The organism is Croceivirga sp. ABH4_376, from assembly GCF_056160685.1.
Genome location: NZ_JBSWXQ010000003.1, coordinates 217,969 through 231,842, shown reverse-complemented (window position 1 = coordinate 231,842; position 13,874 = coordinate 217,969). Strand labels below are relative to the sequence as shown.

General features: G+C 38.7%; 8 protein-coding genes and 1 tRNA gene. 7 read left to right on the top strand and 2 right to left on the bottom strand.

What is annotated here, in order from left to right:
• Positions 1 to 66: 66 nt before the first annotated feature.
• Entirely contained in the window at positions 67 to 363 is a 297-nt protein-coding gene (locus ACXAGS_RS09490; protein WP_010518491.1) for a thioredoxin family protein, read from the top strand.
• 60 nt (positions 364 to 423) lie between these two features.
• Here ACXAGS_RS09490 and ACXAGS_RS09485 read toward each other — a convergent pair whose 3' ends face one another.
• Positions 424 to 3,771: a DUF2723 domain-containing protein gene (locus tag ACXAGS_RS09485; RefSeq protein WP_474906316.1), complete on the bottom strand. Its 3,348-nt coding sequence runs from the start codon at positions 3,769 to 3,771 to the stop codon at positions 424 to 426.
• A 167-nt stretch (positions 3,772 to 3,938) separates the two neighbouring features.
• Here ACXAGS_RS09485 and ACXAGS_RS09480 point away from each other — a divergent pair.
• The 4 genes from ACXAGS_RS09480 (at position 3,939) to infB (ending at position 8,681) form a co-directional block, all read left to right on the top strand.
• Positions 3,939 to 4,010, top strand: a tRNA-Gln gene (locus ACXAGS_RS09480).
• Between the two features lie 150 nt (positions 4,011 to 4,160).
• Positions 4,161 to 4,622 carry a ribosome assembly cofactor RimP gene (gene rimP, locus ACXAGS_RS09475; protein ID WP_474906315.1) on the top strand — a complete coding sequence of 154 codons (462 nt, stop codon included), beginning with the start codon at positions 4,161 to 4,163 and terminating at the stop codon, positions 4,620 to 4,622.
• A 12-nt stretch (positions 4,623 to 4,634) separates the two neighbouring features.
• Positions 4,635 to 5,867 (top strand): transcription termination factor NusA, encoded by a 1,233-nt coding sequence (gene nusA / locus ACXAGS_RS09470; RefSeq protein ID WP_474906314.1) that lies wholly within the window; start codon positions 4,635 to 4,637, stop codon positions 5,865 to 5,867.
• Positions 5,868 to 5,909: 42 nt separating this feature from the next.
• Complete coding sequence (gene infB, locus ACXAGS_RS09465) at positions 5,910 to 8,681, top strand: translation initiation factor IF-2 (protein ID WP_474906313.1); 2,772 nt, start codon at positions 5,910 to 5,912, stop codon at positions 8,679 to 8,681.
• Between the two features lie 49 nt (positions 8,682 to 8,730).
• Here the strand turns inward: infB and ACXAGS_RS09460 are convergent, their stop codons facing one another.
• Entirely contained in the window at positions 8,731 to 9,111 is a 381-nt protein-coding gene (locus ACXAGS_RS09460) for an SPOR domain-containing protein (protein WP_474906312.1), read from the bottom strand.
• 219 nt (positions 9,112 to 9,330) lie between these two features.
• Between ACXAGS_RS09460 and ACXAGS_RS09455 the strand changes: the two genes are divergently transcribed.
• Both ACXAGS_RS09455 and ACXAGS_RS09450 read left to right on the top strand, forming a co-directional pair.
• On the top strand, positions 9,331 to 10,677 hold the full coding sequence (locus ACXAGS_RS09455; protein WP_474906311.1) for a cytochrome c3 family protein: 1,347 nt from the start codon (positions 9,331 to 9,333) through the stop codon (positions 10,675 to 10,677).
• 30 nt (positions 10,678 to 10,707) lie between these two features.
• Positions 10,708 to 13,842, top strand: coding sequence for a TAT-variant-translocated molybdopterin oxidoreductase (locus ACXAGS_RS09450; RefSeq protein ID WP_474906310.1), 3,135 nt, complete (start codon positions 10,708 to 10,710; stop codon positions 13,840 to 13,842).
• Positions 13,843 to 13,874 lie beyond the last annotated feature (32 nt).

The following is a 13,874-nucleotide window of genomic DNA, read 5'->3' as shown; positions in this document are numbered from 1 at the left end:
TTAAGGTTTCTGTGAAATTAAGCTTTAACTATTTTTCTTACTTTTGATTTTATAAAAGCATATTCCATGTCGAAATTTGGAGAACTTATTGATTTGAACGTACCCGTTTTATTGGATTTCTATGCCGATTGGAACGAAACTTCTACCTCTATGCACCCGGTGTTAAGAGATGTAGCCGCAGCTTTAGGCGATAAGGGAAAAGTGATTAAGATTGATGTGGAAAAGAATAAAGAGTTGTCACAGGCACTTAGGATTAAGGGCTTACCAACGCTTATGATATACAAGAAAGGTGAGATGGTGTGGCGCCAAAGTGGAGAAGCCGATGCCAATACATTAATAGGTATTTTAAACGAGTATATCTAGGTAACTGCCCCTGGTTAATCTTTTTACCGTAATTTTTAGTAAGGACAATGTTTCCGTGGATTAATTTTCCACGGAAACATTGTCTTCTTGTATTAAGCTGGTGTCATCCGGTATAGTGTCTATCGGAATTTCTAATCGCTCAGATTCCGGTAAACTATTTACGGGAGGCATTTGGGTTTCAGAATCATCAATAAAATTGTTGAATAATCCAATATATTCTCTTAGAATTAGAGATTCTTTTTCTGCAAATTCACTGTCGTTATTATCGTCTAAAAGGAATACAATACTTTGGTATCTCTCTAAATTACTTAAGATTTCTTCAATGTTCTCATATTGTTCATCCCTTGGAATGTTTGCGTAGTATTCAAGTCTTTCTTGGTAAATTTTCTTGAGGCGTTCAAAAGTCTCACGTGCTTTTTGTTTTTCGCCAACCTTGTAATATCCATCTAAGAAAGGTTCTACAAACGCATAGAATCCAAAATATTCTATAGGCATGTTGTCCATGCTTATATCAATAATTTCTTTGGCCTTGTTTATTTTGTTTTCTGCTATTAATGTCTCGGTCAATCGTGCCAGATTACTTCTAAAGGACAGGCCTTGGGAGCGTGTTTGCGGGTCGTGATAAATATCTGAGCTTCCGGCGTTGCCCCATTCCCAATTCTTGACTATGTTGAACATTAAATCGGAATCTACCCTGCCCATTTCATAAGGGCTTTGGTTTTCGGTCTTAATAGGTACTAATTTGTAAACAAGACCATCTAGCTGTAGGTAATCTTTCATCCAAATATATTCTGCACTATCAAAACTACCACCAGAGAAATAAATGGGTCTTTTCCAATCATTATTGGCAATAATATCCAACATTAAAATCCTGTTTTTAGGCAATGCACTTTGGGGTAAATCTATATCTATGTAATCTACAATTAGCGCGCTATCTTTTGGTTTAACCAATCCGCTAGCCAATACGTTTTCCTTGTTAACAGGAATTCTAATCTTATGGGTAGGATAGTAAACAATATCCAGATTACTTTCAGAAAAACCACTTAAATCCCTTCCTTGCTTTTCTAATAGATATTTAAACTTGGTCTGCGGCTTATCACTGCCAATCCAGTTCATAAAATCTTTAATGCTCCATCTGTTTTCGGTTACTCCTTGGTAATAAACTGCATCTCTGGTACCATAACTATACTTGTCATGAGTTAATTGAGAAGGTATAGGGTCGCTTTCATATGCTTTCCGTTTCATTTGGTCAATGTACCAATCCGTAGCAAATAAACTAGTGTTTACTACCCTAACATCTGTACGGTAGCCCTCGATTTCTTGGGCATACCATAATGGGAAGGTATCATTATCCCCAATGGTAAATAAAATAGCTCCGGCATCTTTTTGGCAAGAGGCTAGATAGGCCTTTGCGCTAGAATTGGCTGTATATCTACCAGAACGGTCATGATCGTCCCAGTTTTGATAAGCCATAACAAAAGGCACACTCAATAAACACACCATGGTAATAATTGGTGCGGATAGTTTTGGATTCAAAAATTTTCTAAGCTCATCGAACAATCCGTACACACCAATGCCAATCCAAATACAAAAAATAAAGAAAGAACCAACTAAGGAATAATCTCTTTCTCTAGGTTGAAAGATGGTAGGGTTGGTGTAAAATTGAATAGCCAAACCAGTGAATAGGAAAAACACAAATAGAGCCCAAAAATGTTTTGGGTTACGGCTTATTTGAAATACCAGACCAATAATTCCCAACAAAAGCGGTAAAAAGAAATACGTATTTCTAGCCTTGTTATCTAAAACTTCTGAAGGCAAATTATCTTGACTGCCTAAACGTATACTGTCTATAAAGCCTATTCCGCTGAGCCATTGGCCGTTATTGTCATACCTGCCTTGTACGTCGTTTTGTTTGCCAACAAAGTTCCACATAAAATAACGCATATACATGTAACTCCATTGAAATTCTAGTAAATAGGATAAGTTCTGGCCTAAGCTAGGTGGTTGCACATCTATGTAATCTGAAAAGCTCCTAAGAAACTTAATGTATTGTTCGGTATCAATTTCACCTTCTGCGTCTAGTTGTTTAAATTGCTTTACGGCATCCCTAAGTTGTAAATCCGATATGTATTCTGGTTTAATCTTAAAATCTAGGCGGCCAAAATAGCGCATGTAGTTTTCTGCATGCTGCTCGCTCCAAAGTCTTGGTAAAAAGCCAATATGTTTTTTATTAGGACCCTGTAAGGCGTCTTTGTAATTGTTTACAATCACATATTTGCCTGCTTTTTCGTCCTTTTCATATTTTGGTTTTTCATCAATGTCATCTCCAGGGCCAGCAAACGAGTTAGAGTAATAAGCACCATAAAATGGACTTTCAGGGCTAGGGTATTGCTCTCTATTGTAATAGGCTAACAAAGAACGGGCATCTTCTGGGTTGTTCTCATTTACTACCGTTCTGGCATTTGCTCTTATAGGTAACATTAACCAAGAAGAAAAACCAAGTATTAAGAACATAAAACAAAGCACTATTAAATTGGCGTTGTAATATTTTTTGTCTCTAGTATATTTCAATCCAAAATAAAACACTGCTACAAAGAGCAATCCCATAATTATAGTTCCTGAATTAAAAGGTAGCCCTAATTGGTTGATGAAGAATACCTCGCTCCATCCAAACAATTTTAATACGTAGGTTAGGGAGAATTTGTAAACCAGCATTAAAATGGCAACAACTGCAATATTGGCTAGTAGAAAGTTTTTAATCGTTACCTCTTTGTATTTTTTAAAGTAATATAAGAGGCCAATGGTTGGTATGGCTAAAAAGCCCATAAATTGAATTCCAAAAACCAATCCAATTACAAAGCAAATAAGTAAAAGCCATTTGTTACCCCTAGGGTCATCCAAACGATCAGTCCATTTTAAACCTAGCCAAAGTAATAATGCCATGATTAAACTGGCCATGGCATACACTTCTGTTTCTACAGCATTAAACCAAAAACTATCAGAAAAGGTAAAGGCTAAGGCACCTACCATACCACTACCAAAAATGGCTAAAATGTTATGGTTGTTTAGACCTTTGTTCTTTTTAACCAGCTTTCGAGTTAGATTGGTAATTATCCAAAAGGTAAATAAAACGGCAAAAGCACTGGAAACAACAGAAACTAGGTTTACCATTAAAGCAATCTTACTTGCATCACCAAAAGCAAAAATTGAGAAAAAGGCACCAATCATTTGTAAAAGAGGGGCTCCTGGTGGGTGGCCAACTTGTAGTTTGGCGGAGGTGGTTATGTATTCTCCAGCATCCCAAAAACTACCGGTGGGTTCCACGGTTAAGCTATACGTTATTAGTGCAATTGCAAAAGCGATCCATCCAAAGATGGTGTTCCATTTGTCGTAATTTTTCTCGAACATGTGGTGTTAGGTTTACCTATGGGGGCGAATTTACCAAAATATTAAAAAAGGAAACCCGGTTTTTCTAAAAGGTTTAACAGGAAAAACGAACTTTTAGAAATTAATATTTCAAAAAAATGTTTGCGTTACAAAAAGTTTGTATTAAATTTGCACGCTCAAAATGGTACTGGCCTATGGTGTAATTGGTAACACAGCTGATTTTGGTTCAGTCGTTCAAGGTTCGAGTCCTTGTAGGCCAACAAGTAAAAATCCCCTCTCTGTGTGTGGGATTTTTTATTTTCTATCAGTTTTTGCAAACCAGTTAATTATCATATATTTGCAATGCTGAAAGCGAATATAAAAGTAATCAGAGGGGACTTAAGGTCCCCTCTTCTTTTGCTAACTAGTTTATGTTTAAAGATACCGTTAAGGCTTTGTTAGATGGCGCTTTGGAAAAAAGGCCAGACTTGTTTTTGATTTCATTCACCGTAGGTGCGGATAATCATATTAAAGTTGTTTTGGATGGCGATGCGGGTATTAGTCTTAAAGACTGTATGGACGTGAGCAGGGCAATTGAGCATAATTTGGATCGAGAGGAAATTGATTTTTCTTTAGAAGTTACTTCTGCAGGGGCAACAACACCGTTAGAAATGCCTAGGCAGTATAAAAAGAATATTGGGCGCAATCTAAAAGTTAGGACTCAAGAAGATACTATTGAGGCAAAATTAGAGGCGGCCTCGGAGCAGAACATTACCCTTGTTTGGAAGGTTAGAGAACCAAAACCAATTGGCAAGGGAAAGCATACCGTACAGAAAGAACAAGTAATTGATTTTTCTGATATTATTGAAGCTAAAGTTGTAATAAAATTTTAATTGTAGACCGCAATGGAAAACATGGCGCTTATTGAATCCTTTTCAGAGTTTAAGGATGATAAGTTTATAGACAGGGTAACGCTAATGGCTATTTTGGAAGAAGTATTCCGTAATGCCCTTAAAAAGAAATTCGGTTCGGACGATAACTTTGATATCATTATTAACCCGGATAAAGGGGATTTGGAGATATGGAGGAACCGTGTGGTTGTTGAAGACGGAGAGGTTGAAGAGCCAAATGAGGAAATTTCATTATCAGAAGCTAGAAAAATTGAGCCCGATTTTGAAGTTGGGGAAGATGTTTCTGAAGAAGTTAAGTTGATGGATTTAGGTAGAAGGGCAATTTTAGCGTTGCGTCAAAATTTAATCTCTAAAATCCATGAGCACGATAATACCACAATTTACAAGCAGTTCAAGGACTTAGAGGGTGAGATTTACACTGCTGAGGTGCATCATATCAGGCATAAAGCGGTTATCCTTTTAGATGATGAGGGTAATGAGATTATTTTGCCAAAAGACAAACAGATACCGTCTGACTTTTTTAGAAAAGGAGATAATGTTAGGGGTATTATAGAAAGTGTGGAGCTTAAGGGTAACAAGCCAGCTATTATAATGTCCAGAACGGCACCTAAATTTTTAGAGCAGTTGTTTTTCCAGGAAATACCAGAAGTTTTTGATGGATTAATTACCATAAAAAAAGCGGTTAGAATACCTGGGGAAAAAGCGAAAGTTGCTGTAGATTCCTATGATGATAGAATAGATCCGGTAGGTGCTTGTGTGGGTATGAAAGGTTCTAGGATTCACGGTATTGTTAGGGAGTTGGGTAATGAAAATATTGATGTTATCAATTACACTAACAATGCACAGTTAATGGTGACCAGGGCTTTAAGTCCGGCAAGGGTTACCAGTGTAAAACTAGACGATGAGAAAAAAACAGCGCAGGTTTATCTTAAACCAGAAGAGGTGTCCAAGGCAATTGGGCGCGGTGGTCATAACATCAGGTTGGCGGGCCAACTTACAGGTTATGAGATAGATGTGTTTAGAGAAGGTGTTGAGGAAGATGTTGAGCTTACCGAGTTTTCTGATGAAATAGATGCTTGGATTATAGAGGAATTCAAGAAAATTGGTCTGGACACTGCTAGGAGTGTGTTGGAGCAAGATGTTACAGATTTGGTTAAGCGTACAGACTTAGAAGAAGAGACAGTGAACGAAGTGGTACGTATTCTAAAGGCTGAATTTGAAGATTAAAGTATATATTAGCAGCAAATTTTAAGGGAGTATAGAATTTTTATGGCAGGAAACCCAACAATAAGATTAAATAAAGTTCTAAGGGAATTGAATATTTCATTGGATAGGGCGGTAGACTATTTGTCGTCTAAAGGTCATGATATTGACGCTAGGCCAACTACCAAAATATCTAGTGAAGTATATCAAGTGCTGTTGGATGAATTCCAGACCGATAAGAGCAAGAAAGTAGCCTCTAAAGAGGTTGCGGAAGAAAAGCAGAAAGAGAAGGAAGAGCTTCGTATGCAGATGGAGCGCGAGCAAGAGGAAAAACGTATTGCTAGAGAAAAGCGCCAGGCAGAAAGAGAAGTTATTAAAGGTAGGGTAGAGCTTTCTGGTCCTAAAACGGTCGGTAAAATAGATTTGGGTAAAAAACCTGGAGCGGTAAAAGAAGAACCTAAGCAAGAAGAGAAAAAACCTGAGCCTGTACAGGAAAAGGTGATAGAAAAGCCTGCTGAAAAGAAGCAGGAAGAGCAAAAGCCAAAACCTGTAGAGCCAGTTAAAAAGCCCGAGGTGGTGGCAGAGAAAGCTCAGCCTAAAAAGGAAGTGGAGCAGCCTAAGCCAGTAGCAAAAAAAGAAGAGGCAACTACAGATAAAGAAGAGCCTGCCCCAACGTTGGGTTCGGATACGCTTGAAACAAAGTATCAAAAATTATCTGGTCCAAAAATCACTGGTGCCAAAATTGACCTAAGCAAGTTTCAACGTCCAAAGAAGAAGAAGGAAGAAAAGAAAGACGACAAAAAAGGTCCGGCCGGTGATAAAAAGCGCAAGCGTAAACGTATTGTAAGTAATAAACCCGGAGGTCAGGGTAATAACAGAGGTAGAAACAATAACCGCAAAGGAGGTCAAAGAACTAATGTTCCAAAGGTAGAGCCTACTGAAGAAGAAATTCAAAAACAGGTTAGGGAAACCTTGGAAAAACTTCAAGGTAAATCCTCTAAAGGTAAGGGAGCCAAATATAGAAGGGAGAAAAGAGACCTTCACAGGCAACAGACCGAGAAAGATTTACAGCAGCAGGAAAAGGAAAGCAAGTTGCTAAAAGTTACGGAGTTTGTTACCGTAAACGAATTGGCCACTATGATGGACGTATCGTCTACCCAGATTATTTCTGCATGTATGTCTCTTGGAATGATGGTTACCATGAACCAAAGATTGGATGCTGAAACCTTAAGCATTGTTGCGGATGAATTTGGTTATGAAGTAGAGTTTGTAACCGCGGAAATAGAGGAGTCTATTGAAGAAATTGAAGATGCAGCAGAAGATTTAGTTGCCAGGGCGCCAATTGTAACGGTAATGGGTCACGTAGATCACGGTAAAACATCCTTGTTGGATTACATTAGGGAAGAAAATGTAATTGCCGGAGAAAGTGGGGGTATAACCCAGCACATTGGGGCGTATGGTGTTACTTTGGAAGATGGTCAAAAAATCGCATTCTTAGATACACCTGGTCACGAGGCGTTTACAGCTATGCGTGCTAGGGGAGCTCAAGTAACAGATATAGCAATTATTGTGGTTGCAGCAGATGATGATATCATGCCGCAAACCAAAGAAGCAATAAGCCATGCCCAAGCAGCGGGTGTGCCAATTGTTTTTGCGATAAATAAAGTTGATAAGCCAACGGCAAATCCTGATAAAATTAAAGAAGGTTTGGCGCAAATGAACCTTTTGGTAGAAGATTGGGGTGGTAAAATCCAATCTCATGATATTTCTGCTAAAACAGGTCAGGGTGTAAAAGAGTTGTTGGAAAAAGTATTATTAGAGGCAGAATTATTGGAGCTTAAGGCAAACCCAAATAGGGTGGCTATGGGTACTGTTGTAGAAGCCTTCTTGGATAAAGGTAGGGGTTATGTATCTACCGTGTTGGTGCAAAATGGAACCATGTCTATTGGTGATTATGTGTTGGCCGGTACTTGTAGTGGTAAAATAAAAGCCATGCATGATGAGCGTGGAAAAGATATCAAAAAAGCAGGGCCTGCTACGCCAGTATCTATTTTAGGATTGGATGGAGCACCGCAAGCTGGTGATAAGTTTAATGTAATGGAAGATGAGCGTGAGGCAAAACAAATTGCCGCTAAACGTTCTCAGTTGCAACGTGAGCAATCCGTACGTACGCAACGCCATATAACCTTAGATGAAATTGGTAGGCGTATTGCGTTGGGCGACTTTAAAGAGCTTAATATTATCCTTAAGGGTGATGTGGATGGTTCCGTGGAAGCTTTAACAGATTCTTTCCAGAAACTATCTACCGATGAAATTCAGGTAAACATCATTCACAAAGGTGTAGGTGCCATTACGGAGTCTGATGTGTTATTGGCAAGTGCATCTGATGCTATTATCATTGGGTTTAATGTAAGGCCAATGGGTAATGCTAGAATGGTTGCAGATAAGGAAGAAATTGATATTAGAACATACTCTATTATCTACGATGCTATAAATGACCTTAAAGATGCTATGGAGGGAATGTTGTCTCCAGAAATGAAAGAAGAGGTTACCGGTACCGCAGAAATTAGGGAAACGTTTAAAATCTCTAAAATCGGAACTATTGCTGGTTGTATGGTAACTAGTGGTAAGATTTATAGAAATTCCAAAATACGATTGATTCGTGATGGTGTAGTAATCTATACTGGAGAGCTAGCTTCGCTTAAGCGTTTCAAAGACGATGTAAAAGAAGTTTCTAAAGGGTATGATTGTGGTCTACAGGTTAAGAACTACAATGATATACAAATAGATGATGTTTTAGAAGCTTACCAAGAAGTTGCGGTTAAAAAGAAACTGTAAACCTTTTTTAAGAAGGTAAGGAAATAAAAAAAAGGATTAAGTGTTGAGCTTAATCCTTTTCTATTTTTAAGAGCATTGCTCTAGGGTATTTTTTACGTACTTCTAGGAACTTTCTGTCCGCTACTAATTTATCTCGGAACTTACCCAATCTAACCCGGTACGTGGGCTCTTGAAATTCAATTTTAGAATACCATGTAGGGAAATCATTATCTACTTCCTCTTTTAGACGAAAAGCGGTATTTCTATCGCCAAAACCAACCTGTATTTGGTAATAACCGCTATTGGCGTTTGCGTTTTTGTAAATGGCAACCATTTTCTCCAACTCTTGTGGTTGTTGAATGTTAACAGTGCCTTCATTTGATTCTATTTGGGCACAAGCTAATCCAAAATACATGGAAAACAGCGATGTATAAATAAACTTATGTTTCATCCTTTAATTCTTCTGTAAGCAAATGTACTTTATAAACCTTAAACATTACGGTTTAGCTTTATTTAGAATAATTATAAATTAACTATTATAAATACCTTAACATTTAAAAAAACCCTGCTGTGTCGTATTTTTGTCAGCAATTTGAAACGGTGTAAAAGCTAAATATCTAAGCTTCAAAAGAAAACATCGTGCCAAAAATAAGACAGCAATTACGTTAATATGAAAAAGGTGTTCAACCGCATTCAATTTTCAAAGATTATTGGTTTAGGTTTACTTCTGTTCTCGCAGATGATAACGGTATCCGTAGTGGCTCAAGATGCTGCTGAAGGTGCTTCTGTAGATGGGGACCCAGCTAAGGGTAAGCAATTGTTCAATCAAAACTGTGCTGCTTGTCATGCGTTAGATCGTAAGATGACGGGTCCTGCTTTGGCTAATGTGGAAACACGATTGGCAGAGGATGAAGGTTTGGATAAGGAATGGTTGTATAAGTGGATTAAGAATAGCCCTGGTATGATTGCTTCTGGCGATGCTTATGCCAATAAAATCTACAATGAATACAATAAGGCGGCTATGACCGCTTTTCCAACCTTATCTAATGAGGATATTGATAATATTTTAGCGTACACCGCTGCGCCTCCAAAGGCTGCTGCAGCGCCTGCGGCCGCTTCGGGTGAAGCTGTGACTGCTGCAAGTTCTTCGGGAATCTCCAATGAAGTTGTTCTCGGTGCCTTGGCTGTGGTTTTCGGTTTGTTGGTGGTTATGTTAATTTTGGTGAACAGAACCCTAAGAAGAATAGCTGAGGCTAATGGGGTGGTTCTTGAGAATGAGAAAGAAGGGCGTTTGCCAATTTGGAAAGCTTTTGCTCAGAATCAGTTTTTGGTGTTGTGTTCTGTGGTTGTTTTGTTGTTGGGTAGTGCATACTTTGCTTACTCTTGGATGTCACAGATAGGTGTGGATCAAGGTTATGCGCCCGTGCAGCCAATTCACTATTCGCATAAAATCCATGCTGGTGATAACAAGATAGAGTGTAAGTATTGTCACTCTTCTGCTAGGTCATCGAAGCACTCCGGTATTCCATCTTTGAATGTTTGTATGAACTGTCATAAATCTATTTATGAATACAAGGGGAATCCTGAAGGGCCTTCTGCTGAAGACTTGGCTAACGGGTATACCAATGAGTTCTATACCGGTGAGATAAAAAAACTGTATAAGGCTGTTGGTTGGGATGAAGAGAATCAGAAATATACTGGTGAAAGTCAGCCTGTGGAATGGGTGAGAATTCATAACCTTCCTGATTTTGCTTATTTCAATCACTCCCAACACGTAACTGTGGGTAAAATTGAGTGTCAGACTTGTCACGGTCCTGTGGAGGAAATGGAAATAATGTATCAATATTCGCCCTTGACTATGGGATGGTGTATTAACTGTCACAGGGAGACAGAGGTGCAATTGGCTGATAATGGATATTATAAAAAAATCCATGACGAGCTTTCTAAGAAGTATGGGGTGGAAAAGTTGACAGCTGCTCAAATGGGTGGTTTGGAATGTGGTAAATGCCACTATTAATTAATAAAGAAGTTATTTCGATATATAAATATGGCATCAAACAAGAAATATTGGAAAAGTGAAGCGGAATTAGATCCGAACAATTCCATTGTTGAGACGCTAAAGCAAAATGAGTTTGCGGAGCCCATACCTGTAGATGATTTTCTTGGGGATAAGGAAACGTTAGAGGAGTCAAATACTACAAGGAGGGATTTCTTAAAATATGTTGGGTTTAGCACTGCGGCCGCTACAATGGCTGCCTGTGAAGGTCCTGTTCATAAATCTGTCCCTTACGTAGTATTGCCAGAGAATATAGTTCCTGGTGTTCCTAGTTATTTTGCTACATCTATTGCGGATGGTTATGATTTTGCAAGTATTTTGGTTAGGACCCGGGAAGGTAGGCCAATCAGGATAGAGAATAATGATAGGGCTTCTGTAATGGGTAGTGCTAATGCAAGGGTTAATGCTTCTGTTCTTAATTTGTATGATAGTAAGCGCTTGCAGGGGCCATTGGCTGGTGGTGAGCCTGTTTCTTGGGATGTTTTAGATGCTACGGTAAAATCCAAATTAAATGCATTACAGGGTTCTGGTAAGCAAATTGCTTTATTAACCCAGACTTATGCTAGTCCTTCTACGGAAAAGCTGATTGCTGCTTTTGCTGATAAGTATGAAAATGTTAATCATGTTACCTACGATGCTATTTCTGAAGAAGCTGCGGTTATTGCTTTTGAAAAAATGTACGGGCAACGTGCTTTACCGGATTACGATTTTTCTAAGGCCGAATTGATTATATCTTTTGGTGCTGACTTCTTAGGTGATTGGCAAGGTGGTGGATTTGATGCGGCCTATGCTAAGAAGCGTGTGCCTAAAAATGGTAAAATGTCTCGCCATGTGCAGTTTGAGGCTAATATGTCTTTATCTGGTGCTAATGCGGATAAGCGTATTCCAATGAATACGGCAAACCAAAAGTTAGTTCTAGCAAAATTAAGTGGTAAGTTAAATGGTGTTTCGGTATCTGGAGGAGACTCTAATATAGATGCGTTAGTAAATACGCTTGTTGCTGAAATAGAAAAAGTAGGAAAAAGTAACGTGGTTGTGGTGACAGGTTTGAGTGATGTTAATGCTCAAACGGCTGCATTGGCTGCCAACCAAGTTTTAGGTAGCAAGGTTATTGATGTTGCTGCGCCAAGATTTATCAGGCAAGGTAATGCTGCTAAGGTAAATAAGCTTATTGCGGACATGAAGGCTGGGAAAGTTGGAATGTTATTTATAGATGGGGTTAACCCAGCGTATTCGCTGCCAAATTCAAAGGAATTTACGGAAGCTTTGGCTAATGTTGATGTTTCGGTTTCTTTCTCATATAACCAAGACGAGACGGCTAATGCTGTTACGCATGTGGCTGCTGTTTCTCACTATTTGGAGTCTTGGGGAGATGTTCAAGTTAAAAAAGGATTTTATAGTCTTACCCAGCCGGTAATTAAAGAATTATTCGATACCCGTCAGTTTCAATCTGCTCTTCTTAAGTGGATGGGAAGTGATGTTTCTTATTACGATTTCGTAAAAGAAAATTGGACCTCGAATATACTAGGAGAAGGCGGTAATTTCAATAAGGCTTTGCAAGATGGTGTTTATGAAATGCCAAAAGCTGATGTTGCTGTTGAAGTGGAAACAACGGAGGAAAACACTACGAGCGAAGAAACTGTTGGGGCGGCATCTACTTTAAGTGCTGCGCTAAGGGCTTTAGCTTCTGCTAAAGTGGATGGAATGGAGTTGGTTTTGTATCCTAAAACCGGAATGGGTGATGGAAAACTGGCAAACAACCCTTGGTTGCAAGAGTTTCCTGATCCAATTTCCAGAGTTAGTTGGGATAACTACATAACAGTGTCCAAAACAGATGCGGAAGCGCTTGGGTTGGAGAATTATAATGTGGCTAATGGTGGTCTGGATGGTAGCTATGCTAATGTTACCGTTGATGGTGTAACGTTGCAGAATGTGCCGGTATTAATCCAGCCAGGTCAAGCAAAAGGTACTGTAGGTCTTTCTTTTGGTTACGGAAGAAAAGATGGGTTGCAAGAAGAAATGCAAACAGGTGTTAATGCGTTTAAGGTTTACAAAGGTTTTAATGCTGTTCAGTCTGTTTCTATTAGTAAGGCGGCCGGTACACACGAATTTGCATGTATACAATTGCATAACACTTTAATGGGTAGAGGTGATATCATCAAGGAAACTACTCTTAAAGATTTCAATACAAAAGATGCGCATGAATGGAATCCGATTCCCCATGTTTCTTTAGATCATCAAGAGACATTGGTAACTTCTCCGGAAGTTGATTTGTGGGAGAGTTTTGATCGTTCAGTAGGGCATCATTTTAAATTATCTATCGATTTAAATGCTTGTACCGGATGTGGTGCTTGTGTTATAGCTTGTCACGCAGAGAACAATGTTCCTGTGGTGGGTAAAAAAGAAATGCGAGTTTCTAGAGATATGCACTGGTTGCGTATTGATAGGTACTATTCATCAGAAGAAACTTTTGAACAAGACAATGAGAAGAAAGATGGCTTCAGCGGTCTTTCTGGAGATAATGGTTCATTAGGTGGTTTTGGAGAATTAGAAGACCCTTCTGTTAATCCTCAGGTAGCCTTTCAGCCTGTAATGTGTCAACATTGTAACCACGCACCTTGTGAAACTGTTTGTCCAGTAGCGGCAACTTCTCATGGTCGTCAGGGTCAAAACCATATGGCTTATAACAGATGTGTGGGTACTAGATATTGTGCTAACAACTGTCCGTATAAAGTACGTAGATTCAACTGGTTCTTATATAACAATAACGACGAGTTTGATTTTCATATGAACAACGATTTGGGTAAAATGGTATTGAATCCTGATGTTGTTGTAAGGTCTAGAGGTGTTATGGAAAAATGTTCTTTCTGTATACAACAAACGCAATCCGTAATTTTAAATGCGAAGCGTGAAGGTAGACCTGTAGAAAAAGGTGAATTCAATAATGCAGTGGCGTGTTCTGCAGCTTGTAGTAGCGGTGCCTTGCATTTTGGTGATGTAAATGAAGAAGGTTCATTAATTGCAGAATTAGAGCATGATGAAAGGGCATATCACTTATTGGAGCATGTTGGTACAAAGCCAAATGTGTTCTATCACGTAAAAGTTAGAAATACTAACGAAGCATAACCAAAGAATAAAAAAACTAAGAAGTAGTCAAT